Below are 17,567 nucleotides of genomic sequence, written 5' to 3' on the forward strand. Positions count from 1 at the left end.
CCGGTTTTTCGGGTGCCTTCCCCATCACAGATCGGGAACGCCCACCCGCAGCCAGGGGGCGTCCGCGACGACCGTCGCCGAGCCTGGTTCGATCTCGGTGAACCCGGCGTCCCGGACCACCGGCAGGCCGCTCCCGGCCAGCGCGTCCCACCGGCCGGCGCCCGCCGTCCGGACGCGTACGGCGAAGCCGCGCCCCCGCCAGGCCGCCCTGTCCGCCTCGCCCGCACCCCACCAGGCGAACTGCGCGCCGTGGCCCGCCTGGGCCATCGCCTTGCCCGCCGTCATCGTCAGCCGGGGGTTGACCCAGAGCACCACGTCGCCGGGGCCGGGCTCCGGCGGAACGGCGTCGTCCTCCAGATCGGTGCCCGACACCTGGAGCCGGGCGAGGTCACGCGGCCAGTCGTCCAGCGGCACCGGCGGATGCACCCGCACCTCGGCCGTGCCCACGGTGACGGTGATCCCGGGCAGGGCGAGCGCCCGCCGCCACTCCGCCCCGCGGGCCCGCCTGACCACCTTCCTGATCCGGCCGTCCTGCCACTCGGCGATCTCCCCGCTCCACTCGTCCCCGTCCTCCGCGCTGTTCTCCGCCCTGTTCTCCGCATGGTCGAGCAGCCGCGGCACGGCGGCCGCGGCCGCCTCCAGCGCGTCGGTGCGGCGCGGCGGCGCCGCCCGCTCGATGCGTACGACCAGGGGAAGAACGCGCTCGGTCACCCGACAAGGATCGCAGCTTCGCCGCGGTCCCGGACACGCGTGACGATGCGGGACGACATGAGCGCCGCGAGCAGGCACAGGGCGCCGGCGCCGTACCACGCCAGGTCGTAGTTGCCCAGGTGGTCGCGGGTGACGCCGGCCACGGTGGCGACGACGGCCGCGCCGACCTGGTGGGAGGCGAAGACCCAGCCGAACACCACCGCGCCGTCCGCGCCGAAGATCCTGCGGCACAGGGCGACGGTCGGCGGCACGGTGGCCACCCAGTCGAGGCCGTAGAAGACGATGAAGACCAGCATGCTCGGCTCGGTCGTGGCGGCGAACAACTGCGGCAGGACCAGCAGCGACAGCCCGCGCAGGGCGTAGTAGACGACGAGCAGGAGCCGCGCGTCCACGCGGTCGCTCAGCCACCCGGAGAAGATCGTGCCGGCGATGTCGAACACGCCGATGACGGCCAGCAGCGAGGCCGCGACGGTCTCGGGCATGCCGTGGTCGTGGGCGGCCGGGATGAAGTGGGTGCCGACCAGGCCGTTGGTGCTCGCGCCGCAGATGGCGAAACCCCCGGCGAGGTACCAGAAGGAGCGGGTGCGCGCCGCGTCCCGCAGCACCCGTACGGCCCGCGCGGCGGCGCCCCCTCCCGGTGTGCGGACGACCGGCCCGTCCGCCCCCAGCGCGGTCAGGCCGATCTCCTCGGGAGTGTCCCTGAGCAGGAACCACACGAGGGGGACGACGGCGAGCGCGGCCCCGGCCACCGTGAGCGAGGCCGGCCGCCAGCCCTGCGCCTCCACGAGGTGGGCGAGCAGCGGGAGGAAGACCAGCTGCCCGGTGGCGCCGCCCGCCGTGAGCACGCCCGTGACCAGGCCGCGGTGCCGGACGAACCAGCGGTCGGTCAGCGTGGCGGCGAATACGAGCGCCATCGAGCCGGTGCCCGCCCCGACCAGGACCCCCCAGAGCGCGACGAGCTGCCAGCTCGCGGTCATGAACACGGTGAGGCCGCTGCCGGCGGCCACCAGCAGCAGGGCGCAGGCGACCACCCGGCGCATGCCGAAGCGGTCCATCAGGGCCGCCGCGAACGGCGCGCACAGCCCGTAGAGCATGAGGTTGACCGACACCGCCAGTGAGATGGTGCCCCTCGTCCAGCCGAACTCGTCCTGCAGCGGCATTATCAGCACGCCCGGCGTCGCCCGGAAGCCGGCCGCCCCGATGATCGCGACGAAGGCGACGGCGGCCACTGTCCAGGCACGGTGCAACGACTTCATGGCGAGCATCCTCCCGTCGCGCCTACCGGGCGGACAGTGGCCGGGAGGTCAACATGTGAAAGAATCCGGCCATGTCTCCGGTCACGCACCCAGCCGTGCGCCCACCCGTGCACCCAGCCGTGCATCGGGTCGCTGTAATGGTCCTGGACCACTTCGCGCCGCTCGACCTGGGCATCCCCGGGCAGGTGTTCCCGGCCGCGCGCGACCGCGCCCCCGGCCGTGACTCCGGACGGGGGCCGCTCTACGAGGTCGTCACCTGCTCCCCCGGCGGGCGGCCGGTGCGGACCCGGACGGGCTACCGCGTCCTCCCCGACCACGACCTGGACGTGCTGGCCACGGCGCACACGGTGGTGGTGCCGGGCGTGCACGACGGGCGCGCGCTGACGGACGGCAGGCTCGACGAGGAGGTGCGCGAGGCGCTGCTGGCGGTCGCCGGGCGGGCCCGGCTGATCTCGATCTGCACCGGCGCCTTCGTGCTCGCCGCGGCCGGTCTGCTGGACGGGCGGCCCGCGACGACCCACTGGCGCCACGCCGCGGCCTTCCGCGCCCTCTTCCCCCGCGTACGGCTTGATCCGGACGTGCTGTTCATCGACGACGGCGACGTGCTGACCTCGGCCGGGGTGGCGGCGGGCATCGACCTGTGCCTGCACGTGATCCGGCGCGACCACGGCACCGAGGTGGCCAACCGCACCGCCCGCCGGTGCGTGACGCCGCCGTTCCGGGAGGGCGGCCAGGCCCAGTACATCGAGCGGCCGCTGCCCGACCCGGCGGGGACGACCACCGCCCCCACCCGGGCGTGGATGCTGGAACATCTGGAGGAACCGGTCAACCTGGCCGCCCTCGCCGCGCACGCCCGCATGAGCGTGCGGACCTTCACCCGGCGGTTCCGGGAGGAGACCGGCCTCAGCCCGGCCAGGTGGCTCGCCGGGCAGCGCGTCGCGCACGCCCGGCATCTGCTGGAGACCACCGACCTGCCGGTCGACGCGATCGCCGGGAAGGCGGGGTTCGGCAGCGCGGTCTCGCTACGGCAGCACCTCAACGCCGCCGTCGGGGTGTCCCCGCTCGCCTACCGGCAGACGTTCCGCACCCCCGCCGCGCTCTCCTGACGGGTGATCAGCGGCGGCCGCCCGCGACCGGCCTCCGCCGGTCGTACCGGTGGTCCGACCGGCGGCCCGGCGCACGGCGCACCTGGGTCTGCGACTGCTGCCGCTGGTCCGCGCGCCGCTTGCGGGCGAACAGCCAGCCGAGGCCGAGCACGACCATCCCGATCGGCGTACGGGCCAGCCAGCGGGTGACGACGAGCTGAAGGATTCTCTTCATGGCACTCGCCCCTACCCGGGGCGAGCGCGATCATGTGCCCGCCGTTCAGGACGCCAGCTGCGGATACAGGCCGGCCACGTCGCCGGACAGCATGGCCCGCACCTGGCGGCTCGTGTCGTCGGCGACCACCTCGAAGCTCCCCTGCTCGATCCCCTCCAGGGCCTGGGCGGCGACCTCCGCCGGGTCGATCTTGGGGCCGTCGACGTGGGCGGCCATGTCGGTGTCCATGTATCCGACGTGCAGCGCCGTGACGAGCGTGCCCTGCTCCTTCAGTTCGAGGCGGAGGCTGTTGGTGAGCTGCAGCGCGGCGGCCTTGGCCGCGGAGTAGCCGGCCACCTGCGGGGCGGTGAACCACGACAGCACCGACAGCACGTTGAGGATCGCGCCGCCCCCGTTGCGGCCCAGGACAGGGGCGAACTCACGAGCCATGGCGAGCGTGCCGAAGTAGTGCGTCTCCATTTCCAGGCGGATGTCGTCGAACGCACCGGCGAGGAACGACGAGCCCGTGGAGATCCCCGCGTTGTTGATCAGCAGGTTCACGTCGCGGGCCCGCTCGGCGGCGGCCCGGACGGACGCGGGGTCGGTGATGTCCAGGGCGAGCGGCACCACGCCCGGCAGGTCGACCGTCTCCGGCCTGCGCGCCGCCGCGTACACCTTGGCGGCGCCGCGGTCCAGCAGCGCGGTCGCGAAACGTCGTCCCAGCCCGCGGTTCGCGCCCGTGACCAGCGCGGCCGATCCTTCGATCCTCATCGTGTCTCCATCCCTCGACGGCTTGGCGTCCACGGTAGAGACCTAACTTTAAAATTGCAAGCTAGCTTTCCCGGGCTAGCCTGGACCCCACCGGCGACGAGCGATCGAGGCGTGCGATGACGACCACCGAACTCCCTGACTCGATGACGTGCTCCATCGAGCGGGCGGTGACCCTCCTCGGAGAGCGGTGGACGCCGCTGATAATGCGGGAGCTGCACACGGGAGTCGTCCGCTTCGCCGACATCCAGCAGCGCCTGGGGATCGCCACGAATCTGCTGACCACCCGGCTGGCGACGCTCGCCCGTGCGGGCGTCGTCGAGAAGCGGCCCTACCGCGACACCGGAGCCCGCACCCGGTACGAGTACCACCTGACCGATTCGGGCCGCGACGCACTCGTGATCCTCGGAGCGCTGCAGCAGTGGGGGGACCGCCACGTGCCCCGGCTGGCGGGACCGACGGTCGAACGCCGCGATCGGCGGACCGGGGCCCGGCTGGACGTGTCCTTCACCGACCCCGAGGGGCACACCGTCCCGCTGGACGCGGTCGCCTTCGTACGCACCGGCCACTGACCGGCCGGAACACCGAGAGCCGCCCTCCCGGCGGAGGACGGCTCCTGAGATGATTCGGTGACGGTGGAGCTATGGGGACTCGAACCCCAGACCCCCTCCATGCCATGGAGGTGCGCTACCAGCTGCGCTATAGCCCCTTACCCACGCCGCCCGGCGGCGCGTCGCCAGTGTATAGGACTTCCGGGGCAGCGCCTAACCGAAAACCGGTCAGCGGGCCCGCCCCGGGGAGATCCCGTCAGCCTGGGATCGGCATCGAGAACCACACGGTCTTGCCTCCCGCGACCCGGCTCGTCCCCCAGCGCCCGGCGAGCTGGCCGACGAGGTAGAGCCCCCTGCCGTCCTCGTCGAGCAGCCCGGGCTCCCGCTGCACCGGCAGACGGTGGTTGTCGTCGCTGACCTCGCACAGCAGGTGGTCGGTGCGCAGCAGCCTGATCGTGATGGGCCGCGACGTCTGCCGTACGGCGTTGGTGACGAGCTCCGACACGAGCAACTCGGCCACGGAGGTCATCGACGCGAGACCCCACGCGTCGAGCGTACGGCGGACCAGGCCGCGGACACGCGACGGCGTCATCGGCTGGGGCTCCATCATCCACTGGGCGACGTGCTCGCTCGGGATGCCGCGGAAGCGGATGGCCAGCATGGTGACGTCGTCGGCCCGGGCGGCCGACAGCACGGCGTCGGTCAGGTCCTCGATCGAGGTGCCGTCCGAGAGCCGGCGGCGCAGGTCCTCCACCTTCTGGCCGATGTCCTCCCCGCGTTCCTCCACGAGCCCGTCGGTGTAGAGGACGAGCATGCTGCCGTCCTCCGCCGCGATCTCCATCGTCTCGAACGGGGTGCGGCCCAGCCCGCCGATCGGCGGGCACCGGGGCGGCGACAGCACCTCCGCCCGGCCGTCCGCGCCCAGGAGGATCGGCGGCAGATGGCCCGCGCTCGCGATCGTGCACCGGCGCAGCACCGGGTCGTACACGCAGTAGACGCAGGTCGTGATGGTCTGCTCGGCCAGCCGCTGCGCCACCTCGTCCAGCGAGTGGAGCACCTGCTCGGCCGGGAGGTCGAGCGCGGCCAGGGTCTGCACGACCGTGCGCAGCCGGCCCATCACGGCCGCGGCGGCCGGCCCGTGGCCCATCACGTCGCCGACGACCAGGGCCACCCTGCTGCCCGGCAGGGGGATCACGTCGTACCAGTCGCCGCCCACCCGCTCGGCCGCCGGCCGGTACCGGTAGGAGATCTCCAGCCCGGGCAGGTCGGGCGGGGCGCCCGGGCGCATGTCACGCTCCAGCGTCTCGACGATCTCGACCTGGCGGCGGTCCCGCCGGCCGTGGAAGATCGTGAGTGCGGCGGGCACGGCGATCTGTCCCGCGGCGAACAGGTCCGCCGGGCCGAAGGGCGGCCGCCCGGCGTCGCGCGCCAGCAGCGCGCAGCCCACGACCGTCCCGTACGCCCGGAGCGGCACGGCGAGCAGGCGCCCGTCGAGCAGGGCGGTCTCACCGGCCTCCTCACCGGTTTCGTGGCCCGTCCACCGCGAGGGGAGCCGGTCGCCGGGATCGACCCGGTGCCAGACGGCGCCGTCCACGTAGACGGCGGCGGCGTCGGCCAGCCCCGGCACCGCCGCCTCGCACAGGGCCCTGGTCGCCTCCTCCGGGCCGGGGCTGTCGCCCACGGCCCGGGCGATCGCGCTGACGTCGTGCAGCATGGTCGACGGCTCACCGTCTCCCCACACGGATTCGGCCGTTCAGCGATGGTCACGCCGGCAGTTGACGAAGAGCTGGATCTCCGGCGGCGCCTGCGTGGTCGCCGGCGCGTACGAGATGTGGTTCTCCGACAGCACGGTGAATCCCGCGGCCTCGACGATCTCGCGCAACTCGTCGCGCAGATACCCCGTCACCCGCACCGGCGCGCCGAGGAACTGGAAGGGCACGTCGTCGAGGTCGATCTCCACCATGCTCAGCGAGAACAGGCCGCCGGGCGCGAGCACGGCGTGGATCCGGCCGAGCGCCCGCTCGATCTGGGGCCGGGGCAGCATGAGCAGGCTGAAGAAGGCCGTCACGGCGTCGAACGTGCCGAGCGAGGCGTCGAGGTCGAGCACGTCGGTCTCGAAGAACGTGCCGACCGGCACGTTCTTCCTGGCCAGGTCGAGCATGACCGGGGAGATGTCGATGCCGGTGACCTCGCAGCCCGCCTCGGCGAACTGCTGAGCGGTGGGAGCGCCGGTGCCGCAGCCCACGTCGAGGACCCGCGCTCCCGGCTGGAGCTGCTTGATCAACCATTCACCGGCGGCGACCTGTCCCTCCTTGTGTGGGAACGCCTCGTCGTACCGGGCGCCGATGCGATTGAACGCCTCGGCCTGCATAGCTCGGTACTCCCGACGCGGATTGTCCGGTCCTGACTCGATTGTCATCATGGCCGCCATTGGTGATCAGCTGTATTTGCTTTCTTCTAGATAGGGGGCTTCGCCCGATCAAGTCAAGACATACCGAAGCTATTTAGGCTTTTCGCCGGGAATCCGAGTCAATGATCATTGTCAACCCTTAGGCCGTCGGCCCGGGGGAACGACGACGAAGGGCGGCCGGACCGCGGGAAACGCGTCCGACCGCCCCTCGGCGATCCTGTCTGTGGAGCTATGGGGACTCGAACCCCAGACCCCCTCCATGCCATGGAGGTGCGCTACCAGCTGCGCTATAGCCCCGTGCGACGCAGCCAGTGTATAGGAGTCCGCGCTGAGCCGGGTAACCGGCGGACGGGCCCCTCCCCGGGAAGCCCCTGGGAAGCGGGAAGGGCCCGTGCGGACGTCAGAATCCCTGCGCGAGCCGGTAGTAGGCCTGGTTCCACCGCAGTTCCTTCGCGAACTGCCGGGGAGTGGTCGCCTCGTCGATGACGAGCAGTTCGACGCCGAGCATGTCGGCGAAGTCGGTGAGCTCCTCCGCCCCGACGGCCGACGACAGGACGGTGTGGTGCGGGGCGCCCGCGGTGATCCAGGACTCGGCGGAGGTGCGCAGGTCGGGCCGGGGCCGCCAGACGGCCCGCGCGACCGGCAGGGCCGGCAGCGGCTCGGGCGGGGCTACCACGTCGATCTCGTTGGCCACCAGCCGGAACCGGTCCCCCATGTCGGACAGGCCGACCACCACGGCGGAGCCGGGCTCGGCGTCGAACACGAGCCGGACCGGGTCCTCGCGCCCGCCGATGCCGAGCGGGTGGATCTCGCAGGAGGGGGTGTCCGACGCGATCGTCGGGCAGACCTCCAGCATGTGCGCGCCGAGGATGACCTCCTCGCCGGGGGTGAGGTGATAGGTGTAGTCCTCCATGAAGGAGGTGCCGCCGGGCAGGCCCGCCGACATCACCTTGAGCGTGCGGAGCAGCACCGACGTCTTCCAGTCGCCCTCGCCGCCGAAGCCGTAGCCGTCGGCCATCAGCCGCTGCACGGCCAGGCCGGGAAGCTGGCGCAGCCCGCCGAGGTCCTCGAAGTTGGTGGTGAAGGCCTTGAAGTCGCCGCCCTCCAGGAAGTGGCGCAGGCCCAGCTCGATGCGCGCCGCGTAGCGCAGCGACTCGTGCCGGTCGCCGCCCACGCGCAGCTCCGGCGCCATCCGGTAGAGGTCGTCATACTCCTTGACCAGGGCGGAGACGTCGGCGTCCGAGGCGGCGTCGACGGCCTCGACCAGCTCGTTGACGCCGTAGGTGTTCACCGACACCCCGAACCGCAGCTGCGCCTCGACCTTGTCGCCCTCGGTCACCGCCACGTCGCGCATGTTGTCGCCGAAGCGGGCCAGGCGCAGCGAGCCGACCTCGGCCCGGCCGGCCGCCGCCCGCGCCCAGGTGCCGATCCGCGCCACCACCGCGGGGTCGCTGACGTGCCCGGCGACGGTCTTGCGCGGCACACCCAGCCGGGACTGGATGTAGCCGAACTCGCGGTCGCCGTGCGCGGCCTGGTTGAGGTTCATGAAGTCCATGTCGATGGAGCTCCACGGCAGCTCCACGTTGGCCTGCGTGTGCAGGTGCAGCAGCGGCTTGCGCAGCGCGTCCAGGCCGGCGATCCACATCTTGGCCGGGGAGAACGTGTGCATCCACGCGATCAGGCCGATGCACTCGTCGTCGGCGTTCGCCTCCAGGCACACCCGGCGGATCGCCGCCGCGTCGGTGAGCACGGGCCGCCACTCGAGCTCGAACGGCAGCCCCTCGCCGAGGGTCTCGGCGATGCGCTGGGACTGCTCGGCCACCTGCCGCAGCGTGTCCTCGCCGTACAGGCCCTGGCTGCCGGTCAGGAACCAAAACCTCACAGGTGACTCCTCTGTCCGTAGACGTTCTGATAGCGGTCGTACAAGCTGTCGACGTCGCCGGGGGCGATCGGCAGCGGCTCACCGAGCTGGCGGGAGAGGTGGACGGTGCGGGCGACGTCCTCGCACATGACGGCGGCCTTGACCGCCGCCTTCGGCGACTCCCCGATGGTGAACACTCCGTGGTTCTGCATCAGCACCGCACGGGAACGGTGACCTGTCAAGGTCTCCACGATCCCCTTGCCGATGTCGTCGCCCCCGATCAGCGCGAACGGCCCGACGGGGATCTCGCCGCCGAACTCGTCGGCCATGGCGGTGAGCACGCACGGGATCGCCTCCCCGCGGGCCGACCAGGCCGAGGCGTACGTGGAGTGCGTGTGCACGACGCCGTTCACCTCCGGCATGTGCCGGTAGACGTAGGCGTGCGCGGCCGTGTCGCTGGAGGGCGCGAGGTCGCCCTCGACGAGATTGCCGTCCAGGTCGCACACCACGATCGACTCGGGCGTCAGGTCGTCGTACGACACGCCGCTCGGCTTGATGACGAACAGGTCCTCCCCGGGCACCCGGCCCGAGACGTTGCCCGCCGTCCACACCACCAGGCCGTACCGCACCAGCTCGGCGTGGAGCCGGCACACGGTCCTGCGCAGTTCTTCGATCATGCACTGGCCTCGTTCCTGATCGCGCGGAGCCGGTGCAGGAGATCACCGTCCGCGAAGTGGTCGTGCAGCCTCCGGTACTCGGCGTACAGCCGGTCGTAGGCGTCCGCACGCTCCTTGTCGGGCGCGTACACCGCGGTCTCGCGCTTGCCCATCGCCGCCGCGGCGGCGGTGATGTCGGGGTAGTCCCCGGCGGCGACGGCGGCGTGGATCGCCGAGCCCAGCGCCGGTCCCTGGTCGGAGCCGATCACCGACAGCGGGCGGCGCAGCACGTCGGCGTAGATCTGCATGAGGAACCGGTTCTTCAGCAGGCCGCCGGCGACCACGAACTCCTCGACCGGCACCCCGGCGGCCTCGAAGGTCTCCACGATCGTGCGGGCGCCGTACGCGGTGGCCTCGATGAGCGCGCGGTAGACGTCCTCGGGGCGGGTGGCGAGCGTCTGCCCGACGACGACCCCCGACAGGGTGTGGTCGACCAGGACCGAACGGTTGCCGCCGTGCCAGTCGAGCGCGACCAGCCCGTGCTGCCCGACCTTCTGCCCGTCCGCGAGCGAGGTCAGGTACTCGTGCAGCCCGAGCCCCGCCTCCGCGGCCCGCTCGGCGTACGACGCGGGCACGCAGTTGTCCACGAACCAGGCGAAGATGTCACCGACCGCGGACTGGCCCGCCTCGTAGCCCCACAGCCCGGGGACGATGCCGTCGCGCACGACCCCGCACATGCCGGGCACCTCGGCGAGCTGGTCGGAGCACATGACGTGGCAGGTGGAGGTGCCCATGATGGCGACCATCTGACCCGGCCGCACGGCGTCGGCCGCGGCCGCGGTGACGTGGGCGTCGACGTTGCCGACCGCGACGGCGATCCCCTCGGGCAGCCCGGTCCACTCGGCCGCCCGCGCGGTCAGCCGGCCGGCGAGGCCGCCGAGCGGCGCGAGGTCGGCGCCCAGCTTCCCGGCGAAGCCCGCGAAGCCGGGATTGAGCGCGGCCAGGAAGTCCTCCGACGGGTAGGCGCCGTCCTGGAAGATCCCCTTGTATCCGGCGGTGCAGACGTTGCGGGTCTCCACGCCGGCGAGCTGCCAGATGATCCAGTCGGCCGCCTCGATCCACCGGTCGGCGAGGCCGTAGAGCTCCGGGTCCTCCTCCAGCAGTTGCAGGCCCTTGGCGAACTGCCACTCCGAGGAGATCTTGCCGCCGTACCGCGGCAGCCACGGCTCGCCGCGCTCGGCGGCCAGGGCGTTGATCCGGTCGGCGTGGGGCTGGGCCGCGTGGTGCTTCCAGAGCTTCGGCCAGGCGTGCGGCCGCTCGGGGAAGCGCTCGCACAGCGGGTGGCCGTCGGCGGTGACGGGCAGGATCGTGCAGGCGGTGAAGTCGGTGCCGATGCCGACCACCCGCTCGGCCGGGACCTGCGCGGCGGCCAGGGCCTTCGGCACCGCGTGCCGCAGCACGTCGATCCAGTCCGCCGGCGACTGCAGCGCCCAGTCGGGCCCGAGGCGGACCCCCGAGCCCGGCAGCGCCTCCTCGATCACCCGATGGGCGTACTCGTGGACGGCGCCGCCCACTTCCTCGCCGTCGCTCACCCGCACCACCACGGCACGGCCGGACAGTGTGCCGTAGTCGACGCCGATGACGTAACGCTCGCTGTTAGCGCTCACAAGCACTCCAAACCAGGGAGAAGGGAGAGGGGGACCCGGACCCGCCCGCGCTATCTGCGCCTGGCGGTGATCAGCCGCTGCAGCAGGATGAAGGCGAACAGCAGCAGGCCGATGAAGATCTTGGTCCACCACGAGCTCAGCGTGCCCTCGAAACTGATGATCGTCTGGATCAGGCCGAGCACGAGCACACCGAGCACGGTGCCGAGCAGGTAGCCGCTGCCGCCGGTGAGCAGCGTGCCGCCGATGACGACCGCGGCGATCGCGTCCAGCTCCATCCCGACGGCGCTCAGCCCGTATCCCGACAGTGAGTAGAAGGCGAACAGCAGGCCGCCGAGCGCCGAACAGAACCCGCTGACGGTGTAGACGGCGATCTTCGTCCGGGCCACCGGGAGGCCCATCAGCAGGGCCGACTGCTCGCTGCCTCCCGTGGCGTACACGTTGCGCCCCAGCCGGGTGTAGTGCAGCACGTACGCCGCGGCCAGCACGACCACGAGCGCGATCAGCACGCTCGGCGAGACCCACATGTCGCCGCCGAGGTCGACCCGCGTCTGGGCGATCGCCGTGAACGTCGCGTTCTCGATCGGGATCGAGTCGGTGCTGATCGTGTAGCACAGGCCCCGGGCGAGGAACATCCCGGCGAGCGTCACGATGAACGGCTGGATCTCGAAGTAGTGGATGATCGCGCCCATGCCCAGGCCGAGCACCGCGCCGATCACCAGCACCAGGGCCATGACCCCGAAGGCCGGCCAGCCGTCCTTCAGCAGGCTGGCGCTGACCATCGTGGAGAGCCCGACCACCGATCCGACGGACAGGTCGATGCCCCCGGTGAGGATCACGAACGTCATCCCGACCGCGACCACCAGCAGGAAGGCGTTGTCGATGAAGACGTTGAGGACGATCTGCCCGGTGGCGAAGCCCTCGTAGCGGATGCCGCCCGCGACGAACATCGCGACGAACAGGCCCGCCGTCACCATGACGGGGATGTACTTCTGCGGGACCGTGCGGCGGAGGTCCAGCAGACCGGTCACACTCGTCATGCCGAGACCCTCACCTTCTCTTCGGTCACCGGGCTCGGCGCCTGCGGGCGCCTGCGGCGGTGGAACACCTTCTCGCGGAAGGCCGGGGACTGCAGCAGGCAGACGATCGTCACCACGAGCGCCTTGAACAGCAGCGTGGTCTCCGGCGGGACGCCGATCGAGTAGATGGTGGTGGTCAGCGTCTGGATGATGAGCGCGCCGAGCACCGTGCCGCCGAGCGAGAAGCGGCCGCCCGCCAGGGACGTGCCGCCGATCACGACGGCGAGGATGGCGTCGAGCTCGATCCACAGGCCGGCGTTGTTGCCGTCGGCGCTGGAGACGTTCGAGCTGATCATCAGCCCGGCGATGCCCGCGCACAGCGCGCAGAACGTGTACACCGTGATGAGCACGCCGCGGGCGCTGATGCCCGACAGGCGGCTCGCCTCGGCGTTGCCGCCGACCGACTCGATGAGCAGGCCCAGCGCGAGGCGCCGGGTGAGGAACGCGGTGAGCGCGAGCACGACCGCCACGATGATGATCGAGAACGGCAGCGTGAGCCAGTAGCCGCCGCCGATCAGCTTGTACGGCGAGCTGTTGACCGTGGTGATCTGGCCGTCGGTGATGAGCTGGGCCAGCCCGCGCCCGGCGACCATCAGGATCAGCGTGGCGATGATTGGCTGGATGCCGATGCCCGCGACCAGGAGGCCGTTCCACACGCCGAGCGCCACCGAGAGCGCCAGCGCGATCCCGACCGCTCCGAGGACCCCGCCGATCGAGTTCTGGTCGCCCAGGTCGCTGATCCGCAGACAGGCCAGTGCGCCGGCGATGGCCACGACCGAGCCCACCGACAGGTCGATGCCGCTGGTGGCGATGACGAGCGTCATGCCGAGCGAGACGAGGATCAGCGGAGCGCCGAAGCGGACGATGTCGATGAGGCTGCCGTAGAGGTGGCCGTCCTTCATCTGCACCCGGAAGAAGTTGTCGGTGAAGACGAGGTTGAGCGCCAGCAGGGCGACCAGGATGGCAACGGGCCAGAACAGCCGGTGTCTGAGGAACCGCGTCATGAGATGGCTCCGCTCGCGATCGTCTCCGTGAGTCTGTCGGTGGTGAGGCCCTCGTCGTTGTCCAGTTCGGCGACCAGCCGGCGGTCGCGCAGCACGCCGACCTTGTGGCTGAGCCGCAGCACCTCCTCCAGCTCGGCGGAGATGAACAGCACGGCCATCCCGCCGTCCGACAGCTCGGCGACCAGGCGCTGGATCTCCGCCTTGGCGCCGACGTCGATGCCCCGGGTGGGCTCGTCGAGGATGAGCAGGCGGGGCTCCAGGATCAGCCAGCGGGCCAGCAGCACCTTCTGCTGGTTGCCGCCGCTCAGGTTCCTGACGAGCTGCTCGGGATTGGCCGGGCGGATGTTCAGCGCGGAGATGTACTTCTCGACCAGCTCGTCCTGCCTGCGCCGCGGGATGGGCCTGGTCCAGCCCCGCGCCGCCTGCAGCGCCAGGATGATGTTCTCCCGGACCGTGAGGTCGGGGATGAGCCCCTCGGCCCGCCGGTTCTCCGAGCAGAAGGCGATCTTGCGGGCGACCGCCGACCGGGGTGTGCGCAGGCTGACCGCCTGGCCGTCGATCTTCAGTGCGCCGGTGCCCGCGTGGTCGGCGCCGAACAGCAGCCGGGCGATCTCCGTACGGCCCGAGCCGAGCAGCCCGGCCAGGCCGACGACCTCACCCTCGTGGATGGTGAGCGTGAACGGCTCGATCGCCCCGGTCCGGCCCAGCAGCTCGGTCTCGACCAGCGGCGCGCCCTCACGGGCGGGCGGGCGGCCCTCGAGCTTCTCCAGGTCGGCCAGCTCGCGGCCGATCATCTTGCCGACCAGCTCGACCTGGCTCAGCTCGGAGGTGAGGTACTCCCCCACGAGCGTGCCGTTGCGCAGGATCGTCATGCGGTCGGAGATCTCGTAGATCTGGTCGAGGAAGTGCGAGACGAACAGGATCGCGATGCCCTGCTCCTTGAGCCGGCGCATCACCCGGAAGAGCTGGGCGACCTCCCCCGCGTCCAGGCTGGAGGTGGGCTCGTCCAGGATGAGCACCTTCGCGTCGATGTCCACCGCCCGCGCGATCGCGACCATCTGCTGGATGGCCAGCGAGTACGACGACAGCGGCGCCGACACGTCGAGGTCGAGGTCGAGGCGGGAGAGGATCTCCTCCGCCCGGCGGCGCATCTTCTTCCACTGGATCCGGCCGAGCCGGCGCGGCTCACGGCCGATGAAGATGTTCTCCGCCACCGAGAGGTTGGCGCAGAGGTTGACCTCCTGGTAGACGGTGCTGATGCCTGCCTGCTGGGCGGCCAGCGGGCTGGAGAAGGCGACCCGCCTTCCCTCCAGCTCGATCTCGCCGGCGTCGATGTCGTAGACGCCGGTCAGCACCTTGATGAGCGTCGACTTGCCGGCGCCGTTCTCGCCCATCAGGGCGTGCACCTCTCCCGGCAACAGCCGGAAGTCGACGTCGTCCAGCGCCTTGACGCCGGGGAACTGCTTGCCGATCCCGCTCATCCGCAGGATCGGCGCGGGCGCGGCCATAGCGGAGCCCCTCTCTCGTCCTCATCACTGTCGCGGCACCGGGCCGCCCCGGGAAGAGGCGGCCCGGTGAGGAAACCAGTGCTTACGATCAGTACTTGCGGTTGGGCAGGGCCTCCTTGGCCTGCTCCTGGGTGAAGGTGGTCTCCTCGGTCACCACGCGCGGCGGAACCTGCTCGCCCTTGACGACCTTCTTCGCGAGGTCCATCAGCTGGGGGCCAAGCAGCGGGGAGCACTCGACGATGTAGTTGATCTTTCCGTCGGCGAGGGCCTGCATGCCGTCGTGCACCGCGTCAACGGTGATGATCTTGATGTCCTTGCCCGGGACCTTGCCCGCGCCCTCGATCGCCTCGATGGCGCCGAGGCCCATGTCGTCGTTGTGCGCGTAGAGCACGTCGATCTTGGGGTTGGACTTGAGGAAGGCCTCCATGACCTCCTTGCCCTTGGCGCGGGTGAAGTCGCCGCTCTGCGAAGCGATGACCTTGAACTTCGGGTCGGCCGAGATGATCTCCGAGAAGCCCGCCTTGCGGTCGTTCGCGGGCGCCGAGCCGGTGGTGCCCTGCAGCTCGACGATGTTCACCGTGTCCTTGCTGTCCTTGTACTCGTCGACCAGCCACTGGCCGGCCTTCTTGCCCTCCTCGACGAAGTCGGAGCCGAGGAAGGTCTTGTACAGGCTGGTGTCCTTGGAATCCACGGCCCGGTCGGTCAGGATGACCGGAATCTTCGCGTTCTGGGCTTCCTTGAGCACGGTGTCCCAGCCCGACTCCACGACCGGCGAGAAGGCGATCACGTCGACCTTCTGCTGGATGTAGGAGCGGATGGCCTTGATCTGGTTCTCCTGCTTCTGCTGGGCGTCGGAGAACTTCAGGTCGATGCCGGCCTCCTTGGCCGACTCCTGCACGGACTTGGTGTTGGCGGTACGCCAGCCACTCTCCGCGCCGACCTGGGAAAAGCCCATTACGATCTTGTCGTCGCCACCGCCGGACGAGCCGTTGCCGGCCGACGAGTCGCCGTCGCCGCCACCGCTGCATCCGGCCATCGTCAGGGCGGTGACGCCCGCCAGGATCAGTGCCGAGATCCTCTTCAACACTGGGGGGATCCTTTCATCGCTGTTAGCGCTAACACAGGTCAGGTGGTCAGCGCTGATCATTTGGTTGATTTCCGTACGGCTAGCGCACGCCGGTCGTGCTTCCCCTTCGTACGAACTGGGGAGGCACCACGAGCCGTTCATGGGGCAACGACTCGCTCGACTCGATCTGCCGGAGCAGCACGTCGATGCTGCGCCTGCCGACGGCCCCGAAGTCCTGTCTTATGGTGGTGAGCGGTGGGGAGAAGAACTCCGACTCAGGGATGTCGTCGAAGCCCACGATGCTGATCTGCTCGGGGACCTTCACCCCCTCCTCCGTGAACGCGCGCAGCAGGCCGAGCGCCATCTGGTCGTTGGCGACGAACACCGCGGTGACGTCGCCGACCATCGCGGCGAGGTGCTTCCCGGCCTGGTAGCCCGATCGAGGACTCCAGTCCCCGGTCAGCAGGTCGGGTACGCGGCGCCCCGCCTCGGTCAGCACCGCGCGCCAGCCCTCGCATCGCCCTTCGGCCTCCAGCCAGTCGGGGGGGCCGCTGACATGCCAGACGGTCTCGTGGCCGAGGCCGAGCAGGTGCGAGGTCGCCAGCCTGGCTCCCTCGACCTGGTCGACGCTCACCACGGAGACGTCGCCCTGATGCCAGCCCTCGACGGCCACGGCGGGCATGCCCGCCGGCAGGTCGTCGAGCGCACGGGCCGCCGATCGCTGCGGAGCGACGACGACGATGCCGTCGACGCCCTGCTCGGCGAGGTAGCCGATCGCGTCGTTCACGCCGGCCCTGTCGATGGTCCGCAGGCTCACGATGCTCACGAAGTAGCCCGCGTCCCTTGCGGCCTGCTCGATTCCGTATACCGTGCTCGCCGGGCCGTACAGCGTCGTGTCGAAGCTGACGACGCCCAGCGTGCGCGAGTGCTTGGTGACCAGTGCCCGGGCGACGAGGTTGCGGCGGTATCCGAGCTGGTCGATGGCCCGCATGACCCGGGTGCGGGTCTCGGCGCGGACGTTCGGATGATCATTGAGCACCCGCGAGACCGTCTGGTGCGACACTCCGGCCAGCCTGGCCACGTCGGCCATGACGGGCGGGCGGCGCTCGACGCTGGGTCCCACGGTCGCTCCTCTCAACTGCTTGGCAAGAACTGTGAGCGTTAACACAACCCTGCGTCAAGGAGGGCGCCGGTCACGGTCCGGTTACGCCGAAACATCCTGGTAACACCATATTGACGGATGTGCCACATCAGCTTTAACTGTTGACCTAATCTCGGCTGTTAACGCTCACCCACGGGCCGGGACGCTGTGTTATCGTTAACAGAACTGCCCGAGGAGCGCATAGCGTGACCGGAAACGCCTGTTCACCAGCCTCGCCTGCACCGACGGTGATCGCTTGGAGTGGCGGCGGAGCGGTCCAAAGCCGCGGTGGTGCGCACCGGAGCGGCCGGCACCCCACGCGTGCCCGAAATCATCGCCCCGATCGCCGACGCATCTCCCCGGCTACGCCGAGGCCGGTCGAGCGGCGGCCGTGCTCTCCCTGACCACGAGCTCGGGCTGCACCAGGCGCGCCGGGCCGACGTCGCGGTCCGCGATGCGGTGCAGCAGGAGGCGGAACGCCTGGCGGCCGAGCTCGCCGAAGTCCTGCCGCACGGTGGTCAGCGGCGGCCAGAAGTACGCCGCCTCCGGCACGTCGTCGAACCCCACCACGCTCACGTCCTCGGGCACCCGCC

17 protein-coding genes and 2 tRNA genes are annotated in these 17,567 nt (G+C 70.8%); 2 read left to right on the forward strand and 17 right to left on the reverse strand.

Translation table 11 applies throughout. The annotated features are described in order from the left end of the window. Positions 1-24: 24 nt before the first annotated feature. The gene (locus tag F5972_RS07770) at positions 25-711 is read right to left on the reverse strand and encodes an aminoacyl-tRNA hydrolase (RefSeq protein WP_225311249.1); all 687 of its coding nucleotides are present in this window, start codon (positions 709-711) and stop codon (positions 25-27) included. Continuing rightward, positions 708-1,967: an MFS transporter gene (locus F5972_RS07775; protein WP_150932474.1), complete on the reverse strand. Its 1,260-nt coding sequence runs from the start codon at positions 1,965-1,967 to the stop codon at positions 708-710. Before F5972_RS07775 ends, F5972_RS07770 begins: the two co-directional genes overlap by 4 nt. 71 nt (positions 1,968-2,038) lie before the next feature. On the opposite strand from F5972_RS07775, the gene F5972_RS07780 reads away from it, so the two are divergent. Then, a complete protein-coding gene (locus F5972_RS07780) occupies positions 2,039-3,073 on the forward strand; it encodes a GlxA family transcriptional regulator (protein WP_150932476.1) in 1,035 nt (344 codons plus the stop codon). Between the two features lie 7 nt (positions 3,074-3,080). Here the strand turns inward: F5972_RS07780 and F5972_RS07785 are convergent, their stop codons facing one another. Both F5972_RS07785 and F5972_RS07790 read right to left on the reverse strand, forming a co-directional pair. After that, positions 3,081-3,287 (reverse strand): DUF6203 family protein, encoded by a 207-nt coding sequence (locus F5972_RS07785; RefSeq protein ID WP_150932478.1) that lies wholly within the window; start codon positions 3,285-3,287, stop codon positions 3,081-3,083. A gap of 45 nt (positions 3,288-3,332) precedes the next feature. Then, positions 3,333-4,037 (reverse strand): SDR family oxidoreductase, encoded by a 705-nt coding sequence (locus F5972_RS07790; RefSeq protein WP_150932480.1) that lies wholly within the window; start codon positions 4,035-4,037, stop codon positions 3,333-3,335. Between the two features lie 116 nt (positions 4,038-4,153). Here F5972_RS07790 and F5972_RS07795 point away from each other — a divergent pair, with 116 nt between their 5' ends. Next, positions 4,154-4,606 (forward strand): winged helix-turn-helix transcriptional regulator, encoded by a 453-nt coding sequence (locus tag F5972_RS07795; protein WP_150932482.1) that lies wholly within the window; start codon positions 4,154-4,156, stop codon positions 4,604-4,606. A gap of 64 nt (positions 4,607-4,670) precedes the next feature. On the opposite strand, the gene F5972_RS07800 is transcribed toward F5972_RS07795, so the two are convergent. The 13 genes from F5972_RS07800 to F5972_RS07860 all read right to left on the reverse strand — a co-directional run. Then, positions 4,671-4,743: transfer RNA gene (locus F5972_RS07800), tRNA-Ala, on the reverse strand. A gap of 98 nt (positions 4,744-4,841) precedes the next feature. Next, positions 4,842-6,299, reverse strand: coding sequence for an ATP-binding SpoIIE family protein phosphatase (locus F5972_RS07805; protein WP_150932484.1), 1,458 nt, complete (start codon positions 6,297-6,299; stop codon positions 4,842-4,844). A 39-nt stretch (positions 6,300-6,338) separates the two neighbouring features. Then, positions 6,339-6,956: a class I SAM-dependent methyltransferase gene (locus F5972_RS07810; RefSeq protein WP_225311250.1), complete on the reverse strand. Its 618-nt coding sequence runs from the start codon at positions 6,954-6,956 to the stop codon at positions 6,339-6,341. 263 nt (positions 6,957-7,219) lie between these two features. Beyond that, a tRNA-Ala gene (locus F5972_RS07815) sits at positions 7,220-7,292 on the reverse strand. 103 nt (positions 7,293-7,395) lie between these two features. Then, positions 7,396-8,877, reverse strand: coding sequence for an L-arabinose isomerase (araA, locus tag F5972_RS07820; protein WP_150932487.1), 1,482 nt, complete (start codon positions 8,875-8,877; stop codon positions 7,396-7,398). Continuing rightward, entirely contained in the window at positions 8,874-9,533 is a 660-nt protein-coding gene (locus tag F5972_RS07825) for an L-ribulose-5-phosphate 4-epimerase (RefSeq protein WP_150932489.1), read from the reverse strand. Before F5972_RS07825 ends, araA begins: the two co-directional genes overlap by 4 nt. Continuing rightward, a complete protein-coding gene (araB, locus tag F5972_RS07830; protein WP_150932491.1) occupies positions 9,530-11,179 on the reverse strand; it encodes a ribulokinase in 1,650 nt (549 codons plus the stop codon). The genes F5972_RS07825 and araB overlap by 4 nt, the downstream gene beginning before the upstream one ends. Before the next feature lie 50 nt (positions 11,180-11,229). Then, a complete protein-coding gene (gene yjfF / locus F5972_RS07835) occupies positions 11,230-12,216 on the reverse strand; it encodes a galactofuranose ABC transporter, permease protein YjfF (protein WP_150932493.1) in 987 nt (328 codons plus the stop codon). Beyond that, a complete protein-coding gene (locus F5972_RS07840) occupies positions 12,213-13,259 on the reverse strand; it encodes an ABC transporter permease (RefSeq protein ID WP_150932495.1) in 1,047 nt (348 codons plus the stop codon). The genes yjfF and F5972_RS07840 overlap by 4 nt, the downstream gene beginning before the upstream one ends. Continuing rightward, positions 13,256-14,767: a sugar ABC transporter ATP-binding protein gene (locus F5972_RS07845; RefSeq protein ID WP_150932497.1), complete on the reverse strand. Its 1,512-nt coding sequence runs from the start codon at positions 14,765-14,767 to the stop codon at positions 13,256-13,258. The genes F5972_RS07840 and F5972_RS07845 overlap by 4 nt, the downstream gene beginning before the upstream one ends. A gap of 88 nt (positions 14,768-14,855) precedes the next feature. Further along, on the reverse strand, positions 14,856-15,854 hold the full coding sequence (locus F5972_RS07850; protein WP_225311251.1) for an ABC transporter substrate-binding protein: 999 nt from the start codon (positions 15,852-15,854) through the stop codon (positions 14,856-14,858). A gap of 79 nt (positions 15,855-15,933) precedes the next feature. Continuing rightward, a complete protein-coding gene (locus F5972_RS07855) occupies positions 15,934-16,923 on the reverse strand; it encodes a LacI family DNA-binding transcriptional regulator (protein WP_150932696.1) in 990 nt (329 codons plus the stop codon). A gap of 414 nt (positions 16,924-17,337) precedes the next feature. Further along, on the reverse strand, positions 17,338-17,567 hold a 230-nt coding region (locus tag F5972_RS07860), incomplete at its 5' end, for a substrate-binding domain-containing protein (RefSeq protein WP_191909992.1).

It is taken from the genome of Microbispora cellulosiformans, assembly GCF_008728085.1.
In the GTDB taxonomy this organism is placed as follows: domain Bacteria; phylum Actinomycetota; class Actinomycetes; order Streptosporangiales; family Streptosporangiaceae; genus Microbispora; species Microbispora amethystogenes.

Coding starts and splice junctions, on each gene's coding strand:
- F5972_RS07785 (WP_150932478.1), bottom strand. CDS start 3,287: ATGAAGAGAATCCTTCAGCTCGTCGTCACCCGCTGGCTGGCCCGTACG.
- yjfF (WP_150932493.1), bottom strand. CDS start 12,216: ATGACGAGTGTGACCGGTCTGCTGGACCTCCGCCGCACGGTCCCGCAG.
- F5972_RS07780 (WP_150932476.1), top strand. CDS start 2,039: ATGTCTCCGGTCACGCACCCAGCCGTGCGCCCACCCGTGCACCCAGCC.
- F5972_RS07825 (WP_150932489.1), bottom strand. CDS start 9,533: ATGATCGAAGAACTGCGCAGGACCGTGTGCCGGCTCCACGCCGAGCTG.
- F5972_RS07845 (WP_150932497.1), bottom strand. CDS start 14,767: ATGGCCGCGCCCGCGCCGATCCTGCGGATGAGCGGGATCGGCAAGCAG.
- F5972_RS07840 (WP_150932495.1), bottom strand. CDS start 13,259: ATGACGCGGTTCCTCAGACACCGGCTGTTCTGGCCCGTTGCCATCCTG.
- F5972_RS07790 (WP_150932480.1), bottom strand. CDS start 4,037: ATGAGGATCGAAGGATCGGCCGCGCTGGTCACGGGCGCGAACCGCGGG.
- F5972_RS07810 (WP_225311250.1), bottom strand. CDS start 6,956: ATGCAGGCCGAGGCGTTCAATCGCATCGGCGCCCGGTACGACGAGGCG.
- F5972_RS07805 (WP_150932484.1), bottom strand. CDS start 6,299: ATGCTGCACGACGTCAGCGCGATCGCCCGGGCCGTGGGCGACAGCCCC.
- F5972_RS07775 (WP_150932474.1), bottom strand. CDS start 1,967: ATGAAGTCGTTGCACCGTGCCTGGACAGTGGCCGCCGTCGCCTTCGTC.
- F5972_RS07855 (WP_150932696.1), bottom strand. CDS start 16,923: ATGGCCGACGTGGCCAGGCTGGCCGGAGTGTCGCACCAGACGGTCTCG.
- F5972_RS07795 (WP_150932482.1), top strand. CDS start 4,154: ATGACGACCACCGAACTCCCTGACTCGATGACGTGCTCCATCGAGCGG.